At 71.2% G+C, this 19960-nt stretch carries 20 protein-coding genes; 8 read left to right on the top strand and 12 right to left on the bottom strand.

The genetic code is table 11. From position 1 onward, the window contains the following. Nucleotides 1-29 precede the first annotated feature (29 nt). Both O0S08_RS49175 and O0S08_RS49170 read right to left on the bottom strand, forming a co-directional pair. Nucleotides 30-902, bottom strand: coding sequence for a hypothetical protein (locus O0S08_RS49175; RefSeq protein WP_269036495.1), 873 nt, complete (start codon nt 900-902; stop codon nt 30-32). Between the two features lie 12 nt (nt 903-914). Then, a complete protein-coding gene (locus O0S08_RS49170) occupies nt 915-1655 on the bottom strand; it encodes a hypothetical protein (RefSeq protein WP_269036494.1) in 741 nt (246 codons plus the stop codon). Nucleotides 1656-2554: 899 nt separating this feature from the next. Here O0S08_RS49170 and O0S08_RS49165 point away from each other — a divergent pair. Together O0S08_RS49165 and O0S08_RS49160 are read left to right on the top strand one after the other, a co-directional pair. After that, nucleotides 2555-3544 carry a hypothetical protein gene (locus O0S08_RS49165; RefSeq protein WP_269036493.1) on the top strand — a complete coding sequence of 330 codons (990 nt, stop codon included), beginning with the start codon at nt 2555-2557 and terminating at the stop codon, nt 3542-3544. Between the two features lie 46 nt (nt 3545-3590). Then, nucleotides 3591-4124: a hypothetical protein gene (locus tag O0S08_RS49160; protein WP_269036492.1), complete on the top strand. Its 534-nt coding sequence runs from the start codon at nt 3591-3593 to the stop codon at nt 4122-4124. 326 nt (nt 4125-4450) lie between these two features. Here the strand turns inward: O0S08_RS49160 and O0S08_RS49155 are convergent, their stop codons facing one another. Beyond that, the gene (locus O0S08_RS49155) at nt 4451-5443 is read right to left on the bottom strand and encodes an RluA family pseudouridine synthase (protein WP_269036491.1); all 993 of its coding nucleotides are present in this window, start codon (nt 5441-5443) and stop codon (nt 4451-4453) included. A 26-nt stretch (nt 5444-5469) separates the two neighbouring features. On the opposite strand from O0S08_RS49155, the gene O0S08_RS49150 reads away from it, so the two are divergent. After that, nucleotides 5470-6093, top strand: coding sequence for a hypothetical protein (locus O0S08_RS49150; RefSeq protein WP_269036490.1), 624 nt, complete (start codon nt 5470-5472; stop codon nt 6091-6093). A gap of 92 nt (nt 6094-6185) precedes the next feature. Here the strand turns inward: O0S08_RS49150 and O0S08_RS49145 are convergent, their stop codons facing one another. The 3 genes from O0S08_RS49145 to O0S08_RS49135 are packed head-to-tail and all read right to left on the bottom strand — an operon-like array spanning nt 6186 to nt 8960. Continuing rightward, nucleotides 6186-6848, bottom strand: a complete 663-nt coding sequence (locus O0S08_RS49145; RefSeq protein WP_269036489.1) for a ferrochelatase — start codon at nt 6846-6848, stop codon at nt 6186-6188. Beyond that, the gene (locus O0S08_RS49140; RefSeq protein ID WP_269036488.1) at nt 6839-7792 is read right to left on the bottom strand and encodes a prenyltransferase; all 954 of its coding nucleotides are present in this window, start codon (nt 7790-7792) and stop codon (nt 6839-6841) included. The genes O0S08_RS49145 and O0S08_RS49140 overlap by 10 nt, the downstream gene beginning before the upstream one ends. A gap of 4 nt (nt 7793-7796) precedes the next feature. Continuing rightward, a complete protein-coding gene (locus tag O0S08_RS49135; RefSeq protein ID WP_269036487.1) occupies nt 7797-8960 on the bottom strand; it encodes a thioredoxin domain-containing protein in 1164 nt (387 codons plus the stop codon). 123 nt (nt 8961-9083) lie between these two features. Between O0S08_RS49135 and O0S08_RS49130 the strand changes: the two genes are divergently transcribed. Genes O0S08_RS49130 through O0S08_RS49115 form a run of 4 tightly spaced genes read left to right on the top strand, consistent with a single transcriptional unit; the run spans nt 9084 to nt 12811 of the window. After that, nucleotides 9084-10598 (top strand): amidohydrolase, encoded by a 1515-nt coding sequence (locus tag O0S08_RS49130; protein ID WP_269036486.1) that lies wholly within the window; start codon nt 9084-9086, stop codon nt 10596-10598. A 17-nt stretch (nt 10599-10615) separates the two neighbouring features. After that, complete coding sequence (locus O0S08_RS49125) at nt 10616-11968, top strand: amidohydrolase family protein (RefSeq protein WP_269036485.1); 1353 nt, start codon at nt 10616-10618, stop codon at nt 11966-11968. A 37-nt stretch (nt 11969-12005) separates the two neighbouring features. After that, entirely contained in the window at nt 12006-12386 is a 381-nt protein-coding gene (locus tag O0S08_RS49120) for a RidA family protein (RefSeq protein WP_269036484.1), read from the top strand. Nucleotides 12387-12427: 41 nt separating this feature from the next. Beyond that, the gene (locus O0S08_RS49115) at nt 12428-12811 is read left to right on the top strand and encodes a hypothetical protein (RefSeq protein WP_269036483.1); all 384 of its coding nucleotides are present in this window, start codon (nt 12428-12430) and stop codon (nt 12809-12811) included. Nucleotides 12812-12874: 63 nt separating this feature from the next. Here O0S08_RS49115 and O0S08_RS49110 read toward each other — a convergent pair whose 3' ends face one another. From O0S08_RS49110 to O0S08_RS49090, 5 genes are all read right to left on the bottom strand, one after another. After that, nucleotides 12875-13783, bottom strand: coding sequence for a pirin family protein (locus O0S08_RS49110; RefSeq protein ID WP_269036482.1), 909 nt, complete (start codon nt 13781-13783; stop codon nt 12875-12877). A 44-nt stretch (nt 13784-13827) separates the two neighbouring features. Continuing rightward, the gene (locus O0S08_RS49105; protein ID WP_269036481.1) at nt 13828-14226 is read right to left on the bottom strand and encodes an OsmC family protein; all 399 of its coding nucleotides are present in this window, start codon (nt 14224-14226) and stop codon (nt 13828-13830) included. A 5-nt stretch (nt 14227-14231) separates the two neighbouring features. Further along, on the bottom strand, nt 14232-14771 hold the full coding sequence (locus tag O0S08_RS49100) for a YceI family protein (protein ID WP_269036480.1): 540 nt from the start codon (nt 14769-14771) through the stop codon (nt 14232-14234). A gap of 130 nt (nt 14772-14901) precedes the next feature. Continuing rightward, on the bottom strand, nt 14902-15831 hold the full coding sequence (locus tag O0S08_RS49095; protein WP_269036479.1) for a hypothetical protein: 930 nt from the start codon (nt 15829-15831) through the stop codon (nt 14902-14904). A gap of 273 nt (nt 15832-16104) precedes the next feature. Further along, nucleotides 16105-16455: a hypothetical protein gene (locus O0S08_RS49090; protein ID WP_269036478.1), complete on the bottom strand. Its 351-nt coding sequence runs from the start codon at nt 16453-16455 to the stop codon at nt 16105-16107. Nucleotides 16456-16759: 304 nt separating this feature from the next. On the opposite strand from O0S08_RS49090, the gene O0S08_RS49085 reads away from it, so the two are divergent. After that, nucleotides 16760-17440, top strand: coding sequence for a hypothetical protein (locus O0S08_RS49085; protein WP_269036477.1), 681 nt, complete (start codon nt 16760-16762; stop codon nt 17438-17440). Nucleotides 17441-17890: 450 nt separating this feature from the next. Here O0S08_RS49085 and speA read toward each other — a convergent pair whose 3' ends face one another. Further along, a complete protein-coding gene (gene speA / locus O0S08_RS49080) occupies nt 17891-19897 on the bottom strand; it encodes a biosynthetic arginine decarboxylase (protein ID WP_269036476.1) in 2007 nt (668 codons plus the stop codon). Between the last annotated feature and the right edge of the window lie 63 nt (nt 19898-19960).

Genomic DNA, 19960 nt, shown 5'->3' with positions numbered 1-19960 from the left:
CGCGGCCGCGTCGGTGCGGTGCGGTGCGGTCACAGGATCACGCAGTCGGTCACGGTGTGGCCGTTGGCCTCGAGCAAGGCGATCGCAGCGTACGCGATCGTCACGCAGTAGCGGGTCGGCTGCGGCGTCTTGTTGCTCATGCTGCCCATCAGCTCGCCGTTCACGGCCACAGTCTCCGTCGTCTTGTCGGGGAACTCGTACTTCACGCCGCCGCGGTCGTGCGGGATGTCCAGGTACTCGTCCTTGAGGCCGATCATGTGCCCGAACTCGTGCGGCTCGAGGCACTCGTCGCCGTCGTCGGAGGCGGAGCGCGAGTCGCCGAGGTTGAACTTGCCCCGGTCGGGCGGAAGGATGTAGGAGCGCCCGCTCGTCACGCCGGCCACGTCGTTGGACGTGCCCATGCCGGCCACGTTGACGAAGTTGATCGTGTAGTGCGGGCGGCTGTCGACCATCCTCACCACGAATTTCACCTCGAACAGCCGCTCGCCGCACTTGTTGTCGGTGATCTTGAGCTTGTAAGCCCTGGAGTTCCAGGCCCGCTCGATCGCGGGGGGGATCTTCGCGACCTTCGTCGTCAGATCCGCGTCGGTCACCGCGACGGTGTCGGGGTAGCTCGTCGTGTCCGACGTCTTGTTCACGGCCTTGACGTTGTGGGACACGGTGACCGTGCCCTTGTCGCAGTCGGAGGCGATGACGACCTCGCCCGTCCACGGGCTGTCGTTCTGGCCGTTGGGCGTGGCGCCGTCGGCTTTGAGCTGCTGGATCTTGCCGGTGGAGCCGAACCTGCCCGACTTTCTGTAGGTGTACGTGCAGCAGCCGGTCGTGGCGTTGGTCGTGAGGTTGCGGACCCGGGTGATGTCCTCGGGGCCGGCGGAATAATTGCTGGTCGACGTCTTGCACATAGGGTTTCCCTCTCAACCCCTCATCACGGCGGACATACGACGCAGCGCGTAGTCGCGGAGCGCCCGGGTGCGGGCCCCGGCGTCGCTCTCGCGCCCGGTGACGTCGCGGACCCAGGGAAAGAGCGGGTCCTCCTCGAAGCGAAAGCCGAGCCACCAGCGCAGGGCGAGGGCGACCGCGTCCCCCTCGTCCTGGTCGAGGCCGAGGGCATACGCCGAGGCCTGCGCCTCGGCCAGGATCATCCACTTCTGCGGCTCGGTGAGGCGGACCTCCATGCCCCCGTGGCAGCGAGGCAAGGCCTCGAGCATCTCTTCCGTGTCGAGCCTGGTCGTCTTGGCGAACCAGGCCGAGAAGCGGCCGAGGTCGGCGAGGTAGATCGCCGCCTTCTCCCCGATCATTCGCTCGCCGAGGGCGATGAATGCATCGCGCGCGCGACGGATGCGGGTGTCGAAGCCCGGCGCCTCTTCCGGGTCCGGCTCCTGCAGGATGCGGGCGAGATCCGCGTAACGGAAGTCCCCCAAGAAGTGCGACCCGAGGAAGGTCATCAGGAAGAGGACGTAACCCGCATCGTTGAGGTAGAGCAGCCCGAGGCCCTGCGCCGTCTCCCACCCGTGGCGGACGAACACCTCCGTCCTCGCGGGGCCGAGGCCGCGGAAGCGGTGCGGGTCGAGTCTGTTCATGGCCGCGACCAGCACGGGCTGGTGGGTCTGATAGCGGATGTTCTCGATCTGCTCGCGCGCGATCCTGAGGCTCACGATGACCCTGCCTGGGTTCGAAGAGGCGCCTGATCCTGCGCAGGGTAGCCAACGGGCTCGACGCCGATCAACACGCGACCGGAATGTCGGTCGCCGCGAACGACGATGCTCGAGCCGCCGAGCGCCCCCAGATGGGGCTGATGCTCCGCCGCGACGCTCGCCCTCGAACAGCGCGGCAGCGCGAGGCCGACACGTCGATCGACTTTGTGACACCCGGGGCGCGACAGCCGAGCGAAGTTGCTCTCCTCGTCGTCACGAAGACGCGCCGCTCGTGGCGCGCCGGGCGAGGAACGACAGGGCTGGCCCTGCGAACGGACCCGACCCCGACGCCGTGCTGCCGCTCGAACCGAGCGCTCTTCTCGCGATGCCTCGCGGCGCGTCGCTCACCCGATGGAACTCCTGACCAATAGGACATGTTCCATCGGGCAGCCATCGCGATCGAGCCGCCGTGACACGAGCCGCCAGGGCACCGGTATGTCCTGTCCCATAAGCCACGTCCGATCGCACGGCCCCGCGCTCGAGCTCCCGGCGTCTCGTCGGCCCCTGCTCTTTCATCGTGGTCCCCGGGCCCCTACGAATCGCGCCTGCCGCTATGGGCAATGCGTCGCCTCGTCGATCCGCACTCTCATGAGGCCTCGACAGTCCTTCGCGCGCGAGCCACCACGCATCGTGCTGGTGCGCCGAATCATCCCAGGCTCTGCGCCCGCCCTTCGACGCAATCTTCGGTGCGTGAACCAGCGCCCACCCTCTCGCGGCGCCGGGCCGCACCGACCGCGTCCTGTCATCGCCTGCTCCAGGCGCCCTGGGGTCCGTCGACCCGCGCGGAGCCGCTCATGTCCCAAAGGACATCTAGCAACGTTCACCCCGCGCCGCATCCGTCCCCCGCGTATACTCGCGGCGTGAAGCTTCGCTTGCGCTTGTGGTCCGCCCTGTTCGTCGTCGTCGCCTGCAGCCCCAAGGCCGACGGCGAGTCCGCCTCCGACACTCAAACCAGCACCGAGACCGCGGGCAGCACCTCCGGCGCGAGCGACGGCTCCGTCAGCGTGGGGCACAGCCAGACCTCGGCCAATCCGAGCGAGCCCGTCACCACCACCGCGGGTCAGACCGTCACCACCGCCTCGCCCACCACTTTCGTCACCGAGGGCTCCGCCACCGACGGCGACCCCAGCGACACCCTCCCGGGCACCGTCTCGACCGTCACCACCGAGGTCATCTCCACCTCGATCGGCCCCGACAGCTTCAGCACCGGCTTCACCACCGGCGGCTTCTGCAACGACGTCCCCGGCCAGCCGCAGAACGCCCCCTGCACCGACGCCAGCGGCTGCGGCTGCGAGTCGGGCAAGTGCTTCGTCGTCCCCGCGATCGGCGGCTTCTGCGGCGAGTGCCTCGGCGACGGCGACTGCCCCGACGGCGGCTGCACCGCGCCCAACCCGGTCGCCGGCGTCGGCGCGGTGTGCAACCTCGGCAAGGCCGGCGACGGCTGCGAGAGCGACGCCGCGTGCAACGACCCGACCTCGCAGGACTGCAGCCCCGTGCTCGAGGTCCCGGGCATCATCACCGTCGCCACCTGCGGCGAGTGCAAGACCGACGCCGACTGTCCGGCCCAGGCGCCCCACTGCACCCCCGACTACGACATCGGCGATTTCACCGGCCAGATGAAGTGCAAGGCGCCGGACTCGGTGCCGAACAACGGCGGCTGCGACTTCGACGGCACCGGCGACCAGGCGTGCGCCTCCGGCTTCTGCGGCGAGGCCTCGGTGATGAACCTGCTGAAGCTGGGCATCTGCGGCCAATGCAACAGCGACGCCGACTGCCCGGTGGGCCAGCAGTGCACCGACCCGGCCGTCGACCTCGACCTGGGCGCACTGATCGGCTCGGTGTGCATGTGAGCGCCGCGCGAGCGCGCCCCTCGCCGACCCGCGCTATCCTCCGGGCATGACCCGCGACGACCTCGAGACGCCGTCCTCCGACGTACCCAGCGAGTGGCGCCCGGTCGAGGCCCCGCCCACCAGCGTCCGCGACGACGAGCTCATGCGTGACCCGCCGGCCGGGGAGCACCACCTCGGCCGCTTCGCCGGCTACACCGCAGCTCGGCGTGTCCGCCGCGTCCTGCTCGCCTGTCTCGCCTGCCTCGCCGTCGGCACCGTGTTCGCCTGGTACCAGTGGGCCCGCCGCGGCCAGCAGCCCGCGACCCTGCGTCAGTTCGAGCTCCCCGCCGGCACCGACGCCTCCGAGCGGCCGCGCGTGTTCACCTGGTCCGAAGGCAAGGCGCGCCTCGGCCTCAGCCGCGAGCCGCCCGGCGTCGACACCGTCGAGCTGCCCGACCGCACCCTCAAGCTCAAGGACGGCTCCGACATGGCCCAGTTCAAGGTCGTGGTCGAGAACGGCAAGACCACCGCGATCGAGCCGGTCTCCGGCGAGATCGTCGAGGTCCTGCACCCCGGCGCCGCCGCGCTCCTGAAGCCCTGAGCGCCATCTGTCCTTCGAGACATCCGCGGCCGGGCCTGCCGCCCAGCCCGTTGCGCAGGACATGTCCTTCGAGACATCGGCGATTTCACGTGTCCATAGGGACACGTGACACCAACTCGAGCGCCCGTCTTCGCCCCGACTGCTCGGAGAGCATGCGCTCGAAGGCCTCGAGCCGCCGACTCGCTTCCCCTCCTCTCACCCTCGATGCCCGGCGCGCCTCATCCTCGCCGCCGAGCTCGCTTCGCCCTTCCTCGCCCCCTCACCCTCGATGCGCGGCGCGCCTCATCCTCGCCGCCGAGCTCGCTCTGCTCTGCCTCGCGCCGGCTTCACGGCGCGAGGATCGCAGCGAGCTCGGCCGGCCACGGCGCCGTGAACTGCACCTCGGCCCCGGTGATCGGGTGAGGCAGCGCCAGCGCGGCCGCGTGCAGGGCGTGGCGTTGCAGCCCGAGCTGGGCCCCGAGCTCGTGCAGCTTCCGACCGCCCTCCACCACTTTTAAAAATTCTTCTTCGGGCAGGCCGTACAGCTTGTCGCCGACCACCGCGTGGCCGATCTCCGCCAGGTGCACGCGGATCTGGTGCTGCCGGCCCGTCTCGGGCAGCGCCTCGACCAGCGTCACCGGCCCCTTATTACTATTATTAGGCGAAAATTCGCCGTGACGCAGCGGGCGGACCGTGGTCACGGCCGGCAGGCCGCCGGCCTCGACGGGCACCGGGCCGATCTTGATCCGGATCTTCGAGCCGATCGCGAACCCGAGGGACATGTCGATACGGACATGCTCTTCGAGACAGCCGTGGACCAGCGCCAGGTACGTCTTGCGCACCGCGCGGCCGAGGAACGACTTCTTGAGGGCGGTCGCCGAGCCCGCGCGGCGGCCGAACACCATCACCCCGGACGTCTCGCGGTCGAGGCGGTGGGCCATGTCCCAGCCGTGGCCGGGGCCGAGGCGGTCGCGCAGCACCTGCGTCAGCGTGTGGCGGTGGTAGCTCGCCGACGGGTGCACCGGCAGACCGGCCGGCTTGTCGAGCACCAGCAGCGCCTCGTCCCTGTAGATCTCCCGGTAATCGAGCACCACCTCGGGCTCACGCGGAGCCGGGCGGCGGATCACCAGGGCCTCGCCCGCGCGCACGCGCTGCGACGCGCGCAGCAGCACCTCGCCGGTGTCGGCGCGGCGGACCTGGCCGTTGTCGAGGATCGCTTGCACGCGGGTGCGCGACAGCCGGGCGATCCGGCTCGAGAGGAAACGATCGAGGCGAAAGCCGTGGCGGGCCGGGTCGACGACCAGCGGGATCTCGATGAACTCCTCCGGGGGCTCGCTCACCGCGGACATGCTATTCTCGCCCGCGTATGTCCGAACCTGGTCCCAAGCCGGCAACCGCGAACCAGCCCGAGCCTGCCCAGGGCGGCGCGCTGTGGGCGCTGATCGTGGGCGGCGCGATCCTCGTGGTCGCCGCGCTCCTCATCTTCTGGCCCGGCGGCGACGCGGCCTCGGGCACCGCCGGGGCCGGCAAGGGCAAGGTCAGCGGCGGCCAGCAGGCCAGCCTCGCCCAGGGCGGCGGCGAGCCGACGGCCCAGGCGCTCGGCGTCGGCGCCCGCGAGTACGACCCCAACCGCGCCGGCGGCAAGGCCCGCGTCAACCCGGCCCTGCTCCCGGTCGGCCCCAAGTCCGACTCGCTGGCCCCGCCGAAGAAGCCCAAGCCCGAGCCGACCAGCTTCCCCAGCGCCAGCGCGGAGATCGCCTACTGGGAGAAGAAACTCGACATCGCCCGCAAGGAGCTGGCCCAGCGCACGGTCTTCCTCGAGCGCATGAAGAAGGTCAAGGAGAACGCCCGCACCTCCGACCAGATCGAGCTGGCCGAGCGCCGCGGCGTCATCGTCGAGAAGAACTACACCGACCAGAAGAAGCTCGTCGAGGACCTCGAGCAGAAGGTCGCCGGCCTCAAGGAGAAGCAGCGCCAGTCCGGTCTGTGACCGGCCGACACTGCCTGTAGATCGGGCCAGGTCCGAAGGGGCATGCTCTGAAGAGCATGCCCCTTTGTGCGTGTCCGAACAGCCAGCCATCGTCACTCGGGCAGGAGCAGCCCCAGCGCGGCCGCCCGCCGGGTCCGCAGGTCGGCGTAGGGTCGGTCCCAGCGCGGCGAAGCGGCCGGGTCCCAGGCCTCGACCGGCAGCAGCCTCGCGGCGGCCAGGTCGGACAGCAGCAGCGCCTCGGCCTCGGGCTCGCGCGAGAACGGGAACGGGTTGCGGACCTGTCCTTCGGGCAAGCTGGGATAGACCACGTCGTCGGCGGCGATCAGCTGCTCGAGCTCGCGGGCGCGGCGCTCCTGATGGTCGATGAAGGCCGGCGCGAACGGCCCGACCCGCGCGCGCTCGTCGGGCTCGCGCTGGACCCACTTGGCCCAGTCGTAGCCGTAGAGGAAGTCGTGCACATAGCGGAAGCGGATCGCCGTGGTGTGGCCGTAGAGCGCCTGCAAGCCGGCGATCCGGCGGCCCTGGGCCGCGATCTCGCCCGGCCCCGCGCGCAGCAGCTCGGCCGCCAGCAGCTCGGTGTCCCAGAAGATGTTGCCGGGGAACGCGCCCGCGGCCGCCGCCTCGATCTCGCGCAGCGTCGCGGCCAGCTCCGCCGCCGCCCGCGCGCCCGCGGCCACGCGCGCCGCCACTTCTTCGGCGCTGCGGCTGTTCGCCCGCCCGGGCGCCAGCGACCGCCCCGGCCAGCTCATAGCCACCCTGCCAGGCGCATCACCGCCAGCCCCAGCGCCAGAGTCACCGACGAGCCCCAGATCATCCGGTGCAGCGCGGTCTTGTAGCGGCTCTGGGCCTTGAAGCAGTTCGTCAGCGCATGCGGGCTCTCGCGGGTGAGCGCTCGCCACGGCAGCGCCGCCGCGAGCACTGCGATCTGCACCGGGATCAGCGGGAACTCGCCCCCGCTGGCCCGCACCGCGAACATCCAGGCGATGAGCCCGGCGAACGCCGAGTACTCGGCGGCCATGCGCGCGACCCGGTTGCCGTACATCGTCGTCAGCGTCGCCTTGCCGCCGCGGCGGTCGCTCTCCTCGTCGGACAGCCCGCTCGCGGCCGCCGACGCGAACGCCAGCAGCGCCAGCCCCGGCAGCGCCCACACGTACCACGGCGACATCGGCTGCCCGCTCTGGGCGTACGCGCTCCACCACGGCACCAGCACCCCGACCCCGAGCGCCTCGACGAACTCGCCCGCGCCGCGGTCGTTGAGCCGCAGCGGCGGCGCCGAGTAGACCAGCAGCAGCCCGAGGCCGATCACCGCGCCGAGCATCAGCCCCGGCCGCCCGGGCAGGAACAGCTCGCCGCACAGCGCCACCGCCAGCGCCATGATCCCGAAGCCCGCGCCGGCCAGCAGCACGCTCTCGGCCGGCAGGATGGCGTCGGGGATCGTCTTCGGCGAGCCCGCCTCGGGGAACATGCGCCGCTTCAGCGCGTCGACGTCGGCGTCGAACCAGTCGTTGAGCAGCACCACGTAGATCGTGGCGAACACCGCGAACGCCAGGCCGACGACCGCGGCGCCGAAATCAAATGTCCCCGAGGACATGGTCCCGAGGACCTGTCCCAGAAGCGCGGGCGCGAGCACCTTCGGCCAGCTGGCCGGCTTGACCGCGTGGAGCCACCGGCGCAGCGGCGAGGCGAAGGCCGGGTGCATGGGCTCAGCCCTTCGCGCGGGCCAGCTCGGCGTCGATCGCCTCGGACAGGCCGGCCACCGAGGGGTTGCCGTCGAAGTTCTGACCGTTGATGTAGAAGCTCGGCGTGCCGCCGACGCCCGCCTCGCCGGCGGCCTTCATGTCGGCCTCGACGAGCGCGCCGACGCGGGTGAGGCACTCGTCGAGCTTGGCGGTGTCGAGCCCGACCTTGGTCGCCAGCTCCTTGAGCTTGTCGGTCGACAGCTCGCGCTGGGCGGCGAAGATCTCGTCGTGCAGCGGCCAGAACTTCTCCTGCTCGTGCGCGCACTGGGCGTACTCGGCGGCCGGGCGGGCGTTCGGGTGGAAGCTCAGCGGGAAGTGGCGGAACACGAACTGGACCGGCTTGTCCGCGTACTTCTCCTTCAGCTGCTTGAGCGTGTCGGCCGCGCGGGAGCAGTACGGGCACTCGAAGTCGGAGAACTCGACCACCTGCACCTTCGCGTCGGCGCTGCCGAGCCACGGCGAGTGGGTCGCCGCCAGCTCGAGCGCCGGCGGGCGCACGTCGGGCAGCCGGTTGTCGATCGCCGACGTCGCGCGCAGCTCGGCCAGCATCCCCATGAAGGCCTCTTCCGACTTCTCGGCCTTGATCGCCTGCACCACCTGGTCGCGGACCTGGTCGAGCGGCGGCGCGTCGGGCGACTTGCGCGAGCTGTAGAACGCCTCGATCTCCGCGTCGCTCGGGGCCGGCACCGCCGCCTCCATGCGCCCCTGCACGTAGTCGTTGATCGGCTTGCCGGCCTTCTCGGCCGCGGCGGTCAGCACCTTCTGCTGCACGATGTTCTCGAGCGCGGCCTCGCGCACCCGCGCCACCTCGCCGCAGTACTGCCGCAGCGCCTTGTTCTCGGCCTGGACCAGCTGATCGCCGAGGTCCTCGAGCTTGATGTCGACGCCGTCGATCTGCGCGACCACCGAGCCGGGCGCCAGCTTGAGCGAGGCCTGCTCGCACAGCGACGAGCCGGGGTTGGCCGGCGCACGCATCGCCGGCGGGCCCGACGGCGCCGGCGCCTTCGTCGTGGTGGCCGGGGCGCCCGCCGCAGCGACCTGCTTGTTGGCGGGCGGCTTGCCGCGCTCGGACAGACAACCAGCCGCGAACACGAGCGCCGCGGCACCGATCAGGGTGCGAACATGCATGAGCGGCGCGAAGGATATCCGCGGCCGGCTCGCGCCGCCACCGCCGCGGACCGGGCTCAAACACACGTCCCGGCCGCCGCCGGGCGATTGCCCGGTCTGCTGCGTCCGGCGTAGGTTCGGCGCGTGAGCTCGCGTCGCCCTCGCTCGCCCGTAATTTCGGGCCTCGTCCTGTTCCTCGCGTGCAACCGCGGGACTCCGCCGCAGCCGCCGAGCGACGACGCGGCGCCCGCATCCGACGTCGCCGGTCGCACCGCGGCGCCCGCGGTGGTCAGCGACGGCCCGCCGCGCCTCTTCCGCAACGCGAAGGTCATGACCGCCGCCGGCGACATCTTCGAGCGCGCCGACGTCCTGGTCGTCGGCGGCCGGATCTCCGCCGTCGGCCCCGGCCTCGCCGCCCCCGACGGCGCGGTCGTCGTCGACGCCGCCGGCAAGACGATCACGCCCGGCATCATCGACACTCACTCGCACATCGGCGTCTACGCGGCCCCGGGCCTGAACGGTCACAGCGACGGCAACGAGGCCAGCGCGCCCAACACCGCCTACGCGCGAGCGGAGGACGCCTACTGGCCGCAGGACCCGCAGATCGATCGGGCCCGCGCGGGCGGGGTGACGACTGCGCAGATCCTGCCCGGCTCGGCCAACTTGATCGGCGGGCGCAGCGTGACCGTGCGGTTCTTGCCCGACGCGCGCAGCGTGGCCGACGTCAAGTTCCCCGGCGCGCCCTACGGCCTCAAGATGGCCTGCGGCGAGAACCCCAAGCGCGTCTACGGCGACAAGTCCGGGCCCAAGACGCGCATGGGCAACGCCGCCGGCTACCGCGACGCCTTCCAGAAGGCCAAAGAGTACGAACGGACATGGTCCAAGTACCAGAAGGACCACGCCGACTGGGACAAGAACAAGGGCAAGCCGCCGCCTGCGGGTAAGGACGGCCAGCCGGGCAAGCCGCCCGACGAGCCGCAGCCGCCGGCCCGCGACTTCGGCCTCGAGACGCTGAGCCTCGTGCTGAAGGGCGAGATCCTGGTCCACAACCACTGCTACCGCGCCGACGAGATGTCGCAGATGCTCGACCTCGCGAAGGCCTACGGCTTCAAGATCCGCAGCTTCCACCACGCGGTCGAGGCCTACAAGATCGCCGACCGCCTGGCCGCCGCCGACACCGCCGCCTCGATCTGGGCCGACTGGTGGGGCTTCAAGGCCGAGGCCTTCGACGGCATCCTCGAGAACGCCGCGCTCCTCCACGCCGCCGGCGGCCGCTCGATCATCCACTCCGACAGCGCCACCGGCATCCAGCGCCTCAACCACGAGGCCGCCAAGGCCATGCACGCCGGCCGCCGGATCGGCATCGACATCAGCGAGAACGACGCCCTGCGCTGGCTCACCGCCAACCCCGCCTGGGCCCTCGGCATCGACCACGAGGTCGGCACCCTCACCCCCGGCAAGCGCGCCGACCTCGTCGTCTGGTCCGGCGACCCCTTCAGCGTCTACACCCGCGCCGAGCAGGTCTACATCGACGGCGAGCCGGTGTTCGTCCGCGGCACCTACGAGCCCGGCACCGACTTCGAGCTCGGCTACAACCCCGGCGCCGCCCCGCCGGCCGCCGTGCAACCTGTCCCTTCCAACATGTCCGCTGCGCACTGACCGCGAGGACCTGTCCCATGAGCCACATCCTCCTCGCCGCCCTCACCCTGCTCGCCCCGGCCCCGCCGGCTCGCCCCGCCGCGCCGGTCGCGGTCGTCACCGGCGGCGACCTCCACGTCGGCGACGGCACCGTCGTCAAGAACGCCACGGTGCTGATGCGCGACGGCAAGTTCGCGGCCGTCGGCGGCCCCGAGCTGGCCGCGAGCGCCCCGGCCGACGCGACGCGCGTCGACGCCACGGGCAAGGTCGTCACGCCGGGCCTGATCGCCGCCGACAACCAGCTCGGCCTGGTGGAGATCGATCTCGAGGGCAGCACCCACGACGACGCCCGCTCCGGCGACCACCCGATCCGCGCCGCCTACGACGCCAGCCGGGCCTTCCACGCCGAGTCGAGCCTGATCCAGGTCCAGGCGATCGGCGGCGTCACCACGGCCGCGGTGGCCCCCGCGGGCGGCTTGCTCTCGGGACAGGTCGCCTGGGTCGACCTCGTCCACGGCGACCACCGCGGCGCGCTGAGCAAGGCCGGCGTGGCGATCGACGGCAACCTCGGCCACAGCTACGACAACTCTCGCGCGGCCGCGCTGGCCAAGCTGCACGAGGTCCTCACCGACGCGCAGGTGTTCCGCGGCCGCAAGGACGCCTACGAGCGGGCGCAGACCCGGCCGTTCGCGGCTCACGCGCTCGACCTGCAGGCGCTGCAGCCGGCGCTGGCCGGGCAGATCCCGCTGACGCTGTCGGCCGACCGCGCGAGCGACATCCTCGCGGCGATCGACCTGGCCAAGGAGTACAAGCTGCGCCTCGTCGTCGTCGGCGGCTCCGAGGCGTGGAAGGTCGCGCCCGAGCTGGCCGCCGCCAAGGTGCCGGTGGTGGTGCAGCCGTCGCGCAACCTGCCGAGCAGCTTCGACACCCTCGGGGCGCGCCTCGACAACGCCGCGCTGCTGGCCGCCGCCGGCGTGCCCGTCGTCATCGCCTGGCTCGACGACTCGCACAACCTCCGCAACATGACGCAGGAGGCCGGCATCGCCGTCGCCAACGGCCTGCCGTGGGCCGCGGCGCTGCGCGCGATCACCCTCGAGCCGGCCGTCGCCTACGGCCAGAGCGCGACGCACGGCAGCGTCGCCGTCGGCAAGGTCGCCAACCTCGTCGTCTGGAGCGGCGACCCGCTCGAGCTCAGCAGCCGACCCACCCACGTGTTCGTCCGCGGCCGCGCGATCCCGATGGTCTCGCGCCAGACGCTGCTGCGCGACCGCTATCGCAGCCTCGACAAGTTCGGCAGCGCCGAGTCGACGAAGTCGACCGACGCGCGTCCTCGCCCCGACACCGGCGCCGCCGCGACTACCGCGACCACCGCGGCACCCCCGCAAAAGTGACGCCCCCGCCCGCGTCGCGGTATAGATCTCTGGCCTCATGACGAGTCATCACCGAAGCCCCCACCAGCTCGAGCACGGCCCGATCTTCTCGTGGCACCGCGACCACAACGGCTTCATCTTCACCTCCGGTCACGCCGCCGTCGACGTCGAGACGCTCGGCATCACTCTCGGGGACCTCGTCGCCGAGACCCACGCGACGCTCACCAACCTCCGGCGCACGCTCGAGAAGGCCGGCTCCAGCCTCGAGAAGGTGCTGAAGATCACCGCCTTCATCACCGACATGGGCCAGTTCGCCGCCTTCAACAAGGTCTACGGGACGTTCTTCCCCGGCCCGAAGATCCCCGCCCGCACCTGCATCGAGGTGTCGCGCCTGCCCTTCAACTTCAAGGTCGAGATCGAAGCCATCGCCCACGTGTGAGCGGGCCGCCTGCGGGCGCTCGCCTGCGCTAGACTGGCCGGGTGGACGACCTCGGGTCCGCGCTGGAGAAGCTCGACGGGCTGCTCGAGAAGAAGGGCAGCCTCGCTACCGCCGCCGCGGGGGTCGCAGCCGTCGCCCTATGCTGGCTATTGCATCCGCTCGTCCCTCGCCCCGGTGAGCCAGGCTTCGAGGACGGCGTGGAGCTGCTCGCGGTCCTCGCGGCGGTGGCCCTCGCCGGCCCGATGTTGCTGCTCGAGGGCCTGACGGCGCTCGTCAGCCCGCCGCCCGCGCCGCCCGTCCCGCGCGCCCCGGCCCGCTTCGCCTCGTTCGACGAGGACCTGCAGCGGAGCCGGGTGTGGCGGCGCCGGATCGCCTTCGCCCTGGTGGCCAGCGCGCACGCGGCCGTCTACTTCGCCACGATCTGAACCGGGCGCTCGAAGAGACATGAACCGAGAGACATGTCTCAGGCGACATGTCCCTCGGTTCTCTCACGGATGAGCGAACTTCGGCTCGTCGGTGAGCGGGATGCGCTCGTGCTCGTCGCCGGGGACCAGCGGGAAGCGCTGCTCCTTCCACTCGTGGGCCGCCTGGATGATGCGGTCCTGCGAGCTCGAGACGAAGTTCCACCAGATGTAGCGCGGCTCGCCCAGCGGCTCGCCGCCGACCAGCACCATCCGCGTCGGCATGGTCGCCGTCAGCGGCTCGACGTCGCCGCTGCGCAGCACCGCCAGGGTGCGCGGGGGCACCGTCTTGCCGCCGCTGCGCAGCTCGCCCTCGATCACGTACACGGCCCGCTCGCTCGCCGGCGGCAGCTCGAACCTCGCGCCCGCCTTGAGGTGGGCCTCGACGTAGACCAGCGGCGACGCGATCGGCGTCGGCGCCGTCACCCCGTAGGCCGAGCCGGCGAGCACGCGCACGCGCACGCCCCGGCTCGACAGCTCGGGGATCGTCTCGGTCGGGTGGTGCGAGAAGGCCGGCTCGGACTCCTCGGCCGAGCGCGGCAGCGCGACCCACAGCTGCAGCCCGTGCAGCTTCGGCCCCTGCGCGCGCGCCTCCGCGGGCGAGCGCTCGGAGTGGACGATCCCGCGGCCGGCCGACATCCAGTTGATCGCGCCGGGGCGGATCGCCTGCAGCGAACCCAGGCTGTCGCGGTGGAGGATCTCGCCCTCGAACAGGTACGTCACCGTCGCCAGGCCGATGTGCGGGTGCGGCCGCACGTCCATCCCCAGCCCCGGCCCGAGGTGCGCCGGGCCCATGTGGTCGAAGAACGCGAACGGGCCGACCATGCGCCGGGTCGGCGCCGGCAGCACCCGGCCGACCTCGAACGCGTCGAGCCGGCGCGCGCGCGCCGGGATCTCGAGCTCGATCGCAGTCTCCGCTGGTTCGTCTGCTTGCATGGCTGTGCTCCCTGGCCGTCGAATTATACTGGATGTCCGAAGGGTCAGGCGAGCGACTGACGGATGTCCACCGTCGAGGTCGTCATCAGTTTGTGGATCGGGCAGCGCAGGACCGTCTCGTGCAACTTGTGCTTGTCGGCGTCGGAGAGCGCGCCCTCGAAGGCGAGCTTGACGCTCAGCACATAGGTGCCCTGGCGCTCCTGCGTGTCGTCGCGCTCGACCTCTACCGTCACGCGCTCGAGGGCGATGCCCCGCGACTTGGCGTACACGCAGGCGGTCAGCGCCTTGCAGGTCGCCAGCGAGGCGTCGAAGAGGTCGTGCGGGCCGGGCGCCGAGTCCGCGCCGCCGAGCGCGCTGCTCACGTCGGCGTGGAGCGTGTGCGCGTCGACCGACACGACCTGGCGGAACTGCGGGGGGCTCTCGTTCGTCGAGCGGATCGTCATGGGTCTCACTTCTGTTTTACCAGAGAGACCTCGATGTTGATCGTCACCTCGTCGCCGACCATCGCCCCGCCGAGCTCGAGCAACGCGTTCCAGGTGATCCCGAACTCCGAGCGGCGGATCTTCGTCTTCGCCGACGCACCGATGCGGGTGTTGCCCCATGGATCGGCCGTCTCGCCGGTGACGTCCTCGACCTTGAGCACGACCTCGCGCGTCTGGTCGCGGATCGTCAGGTCGCCGACCACGTCGTAGCCGTCGCCCGTGCGGGCCACGCGCTTCGACGTGAAGGTCATCGTCGGGTACTTCTCGGCGTCGAAGAAGTCCGCGCTGCGCAGGTGCGCGTCGCGCTGCTCCTCGCGGGTGTGGATCGACCCGATCTCCACCGTCGCGTTCACGCTCGGGTCCTGCGGGTCGAGCACCACCTCGCCGGCGAACTTCTTGAACTCGCCGCGGACGTTGGTAATCATCATGTGGCGCACGCTGAAGCCGACGCTCGAGTGAGAGGTGTCGATGGTCCAGCGGGTCGGGGCATTCGTCGCAGTCGTCATGGAGCAGAACGATGACCCCCGACTGCACCGGCCACTAGCCCTCCGCCGGCGAACCGATTGTTGCTGTGAGACGAACAATCCGCGGCCGCTGTCACGCGCGCTCGCCGAGGCGTGACGCCGCCGTCACGAGCTACAGCGTCAGCAGGGGCTGGACCTCGAGCGGCCCCCAGGGCGTCGAGAGGCAGAGCCGCTCGTCGGCCGACCCGACCACTCGAGCGAGCCACAGCGAGTGCGCGCTGGTGGCGAACACGACCTGCGAGCCCGCGTGTCGCAGCCACACGCCCGCGGGCAGGAGCACCGTGCCCGCCTTCGGGTCGCACGTCGGCGGGGAGGTCAGCCCGCCCCAGACGTCGTTGCCCTCGCCCTCTCTCGCCACGTCGGCGAGCCTGGCCCACCCGCGCACCGTGCAGAACCAGCTCTGGTGCTCGACCTTCTGGAAGCCGCGGAGAGGTCGGCCGAGCCGCCGCACATCGTGCTCGAATTCTCGCGTCTCGTAGAGCTCCGAGTAGAAGCGAGCCAGGCGCGCCCCGCCCGGCGCCACGAACAGTTCGCCGTCGGAGGCGAGGAAGGCATCGGACTCCGCCCCGCGCTCCTCCTGGCCGTCGAACACCCGGCCGAGCGCGTCGCCCGGCATCCAGCCCTCGTATTCGAACCCCTCGCAGCTGCCCGACACTCTCACCATCGAGTTGCGACGCTCGAGCACCTCGGGGCGCGCGCCGATGTGCAGAGTGACGCCCACATCGTCGGCGGCGGGCGCCCGATCGAACTCGGCGGCCAGCTTGACCTCGCGGGTCACCACGTCCGCCAGGTCGGCCGGGTCCACGTAGATCAGCTGCTGAAACCCGCTCTCCTCGAGCACCGCGCCGACCCGCGCCCCTTCCTCCACCACCACCAGCTCGATCTCCTCCGTCGTCGCCCCGGGTCCGCTCGCGACCACGGGCCCGTCTGGCGACAGTCGCAGCTCCCCGAGCTTCGCCACCCACGCCCGGCGCCTGAATCGCTGGGCAGCGTCGGGCACCAGATACGCCGCGAGGCGCCCCGGCTGCCTCGCGTCGATCACGGCTGCTGCCGGTACGGCCGGCGCCGGCGTCTGTTTTGGGGTCGCGGCCGCGGGCGGTGCCGCCGTCTCCGCCTCCGGCTTTCCCCGCGCGCAGGCCGAAGCCACGAACCCCGCAGCGATCGCGCTCGCCCATCTCACGGCCGCCGTCCGGCTCACGTCACGCAGGGTACTCCCGATCCGGCACGACCGCGAGTCGGCGCGCCGCGATCGCTGTACCAGCGACATGCTGGCCGGGATCGGTCTCGGCACCCGCGCCTCGAGCTCGACAGGTGCTCACTTCGGCGGTCGACGAGAGCCGGGCTTCACCTCTCCGCAGCTCGCCTCGAGCATCCCGCCGTCGACGATGTCGAGCACCTCGCACGCCGACGACGGCGGCCGATCTTTCCACGCGCAGTGCACCCACTGACCGGGCCGGGCGCTGTCCTTCTGCGTCGGCGTGATGTACACGATCGTCCGTTCGTCCTCCTGCCGCGACGCGATCGCGCCCTCGCAGTCGATCGGCAGCGAGTCGTACTCGTCGCGCCCCGTCCCCGGCGCCGCCGGACCAGGCGTCGCGCCCTCGGCCTCCGGCCCGTCATCCTCGCCGGCCCTCGCATCCCGCTCGACCCGCGCCGCAGGCCCCACAACCTCACCTGCGACCTGCGGCGCGCTCGCGGACGCCGGCGAAGCGCGCTCGACATCCTCCGCACCGCACCCGATCACCAGTCCGGCGAGCATCGCCGCGCCCCTGCCTCGCACCCGTCGCCGTCGTCCGTCGTGATGATTCATCGCCCCTCGCGCCGCGCCCCGGACGGTAGCATCGGAGCTCCCCCTCGCGCTCGACGCCCCACGCCTCCTCGTTCATCCCGCCCGTCGCCCCTAGCATCGCCTCGTCGCGGCCGATGGTGGAACTCGCGGACGACTCCCGGTACGTTGTCCCCGGGTTCGAGTGACGAACGCCCCCCGACGCTCTCGTGGACCCGAGCCCCGCCGCCTCGTCGGGCTCGCGCTGGTCATCGTCGCCGCCTGCACTCCACCTGTGCCCGCGCCGGTGCCCCCGCTCCCGCAGAGCCAGAGCTGCCCGCGCTACACCCAGCTCCGCCGATTCGAAGCCGACACGCCGCTCGTCGGTCCCATCGAAGGCGAGGGCCTGCCTTCGGACCTCGCGGGCACGGGACGGTGGAAGGCGAGCCGGCGCACCGACACCGGAACGATCGCGCTGTATGTCGCGGAGGCCCTCGACGGCCTGCGCCTGTCCCTCGTCCGCTTCGACGCGCAGCTCCGGCAGGTCGGCCCGGCGGTGCTCGTCGCCCGCTACCCCGATCCGAACACGTGGACGATCTGGCACGCGCACCTCGCCTGGTGGCCCGGAGGAGTGGCCGTGAGCTGGGCCCTGTCCCCGATCGCGCGCCACGGCGCGACGCGTCATCCCCACGGCTTCGTCGCGTTGCTCACCGAATCCGCGCAGGTCCTCGGCGCCGCGGCCATCGGCCCTGTCCACGTCGCGCCGGTGCTCACCGTGACCTCGCAGGGCATCGAAGTGCTCCACGACGACGCCCGCCGCAACAAGCGAAGGACCGCCGCGCGCCTGACGTGCGACCGCCTCATGTTCCCAACGCCGCCGCAATAGCCCGCTCGCGCTCGACCTGCTCGACGAAGATCCCACTCCACTAAGACCTGGGACATCCCACGTACGACCGCCTCCTGCTGCCCGGACCGCCGCAGTTGCGCTCGAGCTCGACCTTCGTCGCCCGGCGACAAGCGGGGCCCACCACGCTCTCTGCAGGCGGACGGGAGGCGGCGCAGTGGGACGCAGCCGGGGCCCCATGCCTCGCGCGGAGACGCCGAGCCGATCGACGAACAAGCCCAGAAATTCATCGGCGTCGAGCACGTGGCATGGCAGGTCCGGCGTCGCGACAACGACCCGCTGCGCCGCCTCCCGTCCGCCCCACGACGATCGCCGCGGCCCCGCCCCGCGAAGACGGGACGATCGCCGCGAAGCCGATCGCCGCAGCCCGCGAAGACACGACGATCGCCGCGGAAGACGATCGCCGTGTCTCGATGCAGCCTCGCCCGCGAATCAGCGCGACAGATACGGATAGCTCTGCAGCACCCCGAGCAGCCAGGACTCGCCGAGCGTCGTCTCGACCGCCAGGTGGCGGTCGCGGAGCCAGCGGGTCATGCGCTCGACGTCGAAGTCCATCGCCGACAGCACGTCTTCGCAGGTCGCGCCCATCTTGATCTCGAACGTCAAGTTCTCGCCGAGCTCGACGCGCTCGCTGCCCGGCAGGACCATGTCGTCGTCGGGGTTGCGGAGGATGACCTCGTGGCAGCGGGCGAACAGGTTGTGCACGTTGGCCAGGCTGTCCTGGTACGCGCCGGTCATGAAGAACCCCAGGTAGTACTTCTCGTCCGAGCCGCGGCGCTCGTGGAGCGGCAGGTACGGCATGTTCTCGTCGGGGTGGGCGAACGTCTCGACGCAGCCGTCGGAGTCGCAGGTGATGTCGACGATCTGCGCGTTGATGGTCGGCTTCTCGCCGTGGCGGGACAGCGGCGCTGTGGGGAACACCTGGTCGATGCTCCACGCGTCGGGGATGCTCTGGAAGATCGAGAAGTTCACCAGGTACTTCTGGTGCGCCTTGCCGAGGAAGTCGACGATCTCCTCGGGCGGGTGCGGCATCGGCTCGACGATCTGCTTGACCTTGTTGCGGATCCGTCCGAACAGGCCCTCCGCGCTGGCGCGGTCCTGCAGGCTCAGGTAGCCGCGCGAGAACAGCTGCAGGCACTCGTCGCGGTAGTCGATCGCGTCGTGGAAGTACTCCTCGACGTTCTTGATGTTGAGGCTCTCGAGCGTGCTGCGCAGCTCGTGGACCAGGCGGTGCTCGTCTTCGCCGGGTTCGGGCACCGGCAGCAGCTCGCCCTGGACCTCGCGCAGGTCGGCGATCGTCACCGCGTGGTTGGCCACCACCACGCGGCCCGACTCGGTGAGCAGCGTCGGCTGGCGGGCCCCGACCTCGCGGCAGGCCTCGATCACCTCGAACACCACCTGCGACGCGTACTCCTCGAGCGAGTAGTTGGCCGACGACGGGTACGACGTGCGCGAGCCGTCGTAGTCGACGCCGATGCCGCCGCCGAGGTCGAGGTAGCGCAGCTGCGGCGCCAGCTGCTGCAGCTCGGCGTAGATGCGGGCGCCCTCGCGGACGGCCGTCTTGATCCGCTTGATCTGGGTGATCTGCGAGCCGATGTGGAAGTGCAGCAGCGACAGCTGCTCGACCATCCCCGCGGCCGTCAGCTCGCGCACCACCGCCAGCAGCTCGTTGGTCGTCAGGCCGAACTTGCTGCTCTCGCCGCCGGAGCTCTGCCAGCGGCCGCTGCCGCGGCTGTACAGCTTGGCGCGCATGCCGACCTCGGGCTTCGCCGTCCAGTCCTGCTCCTGGTAGACGTCGAGGTAGCGGCGGACCTCGCGGGTGCTCTCGAGCACGATGATCGTGTGGTGCCCGAGCTCGGCCGCGTGGAAGGCCATGCGCATGAACTCGCGGTCCTTGTAGCCGTTGCAGACCAGGAGCGAGCCCTTGAGCGGCGGCTGGGCCATCGCCAGCAGCAGCTCCGGCTTCGAGCCGGCCTCGAGCCCGTAGTTGAACTTCTCGCGCGCCTTGACCACCGTGTCGACCACGCTGCGGCGCTGGTTGACCTTCAGCGGGTACACGCCGATGTGCTTGCCCTCGTAGCTGTTGTCGGCGATCGCCTTGGCGAAGCCGTCCTTCAGCGTGCCCATCTGGTTCTCGATCATCGTCGGGAAGCGGACCACGTAGGGCGTGCGGATGCCGCGGCGGGCCAGCTCTTGCGACAGCGCGAACAGGTCGACCGCCGGCGAGTTCGGCGCCGCGAACACCAGGTGGCCCTCGTTGCTGGCGCGGATGAACGCGCTGCCCCAGCGGTTGATGCCGTAGCGTTTGAACGACGTCTCGACCGCGAGCGCCTGCGCCTGCGCCGAGCGCTTGCTCGCGTCGGGCTCGACGCCCACCGGCACCTCGACCGCCACCGGCGCCGCCGGCTTGACCACATCTGCTTCCGTCGTCTGGCTCATCTCGCGGGGGATGATGGGTGCGCATCGGCCCCGGCCGCAAGCCCTTCCGGCGATCTCCCGCCC

Origin of the sequence: Nannocystis punicea (genome assembly GCF_026965555.1) — a bacterium.
GTDB classification, from domain to species: domain Bacteria; phylum Myxococcota_A; class Polyangia; order Nannocystales; family Nannocystaceae; genus Nannocystis; species Nannocystis punicea.
Note: the sequence above shows the minus strand (reverse complement) of the source record. Positions and strands in the feature narration are given on the sequence as shown.

Coding starts and splice junctions, on each gene's coding strand:
- O0S08_RS49175 (WP_269036495.1), bottom strand. CDS start 902: ATGTGCAAGACGTCGACCAGCAATTATTCCGCCGGCCCCGAGGACATC.
- O0S08_RS49110 (WP_269036482.1), bottom strand. CDS start 13,783: ATGCAAGCAGACGAACCAGCGGAGACTGCGATCGAGCTCGAGATCCCG.
- O0S08_RS49125 (WP_269036485.1), top strand. CDS start 10,616: ATGAGCCACATCCTCCTCGCCGCCCTCACCCTGCTCGCCCCGGCCCCG.
- O0S08_RS49105 (WP_269036481.1), bottom strand. CDS start 14,226: ATGACGATCCGCTCGACGAACGAGAGCCCCCCGCAGTTCCGCCAGGTC.
- O0S08_RS49160 (WP_269036492.1), top strand. CDS start 3,591: ATGACCCGCGACGACCTCGAGACGCCGTCCTCCGACGTACCCAGCGAG.
- O0S08_RS49120 (WP_269036484.1), top strand. CDS start 12,006: ATGACGAGTCATCACCGAAGCCCCCACCAGCTCGAGCACGGCCCGATC.
- O0S08_RS49135 (WP_269036487.1), bottom strand. CDS start 8,960: ATGCATGTTCGCACCCTGATCGGTGCCGCGGCGCTCGTGTTCGCGGCT.
- speA (WP_269036476.1), bottom strand. CDS start 19,897: ATGAGCCAGACGACGGAAGCAGATGTGGTCAAGCCGGCGGCGCCGGTG.
- O0S08_RS49100 (WP_269036480.1), bottom strand. CDS start 14,771: ATGACGACTGCGACGAATGCCCCGACCCGCTGGACCATCGACACCTCT.
- O0S08_RS49150 (WP_269036490.1), top strand. CDS start 5,470: ATGTCCGAACCTGGTCCCAAGCCGGCAACCGCGAACCAGCCCGAGCCT.
- O0S08_RS49140 (WP_269036488.1), bottom strand. CDS start 7,792: ATGCACCCGGCCTTCGCCTCGCCGCTGCGCCGGTGGCTCCACGCGGTC.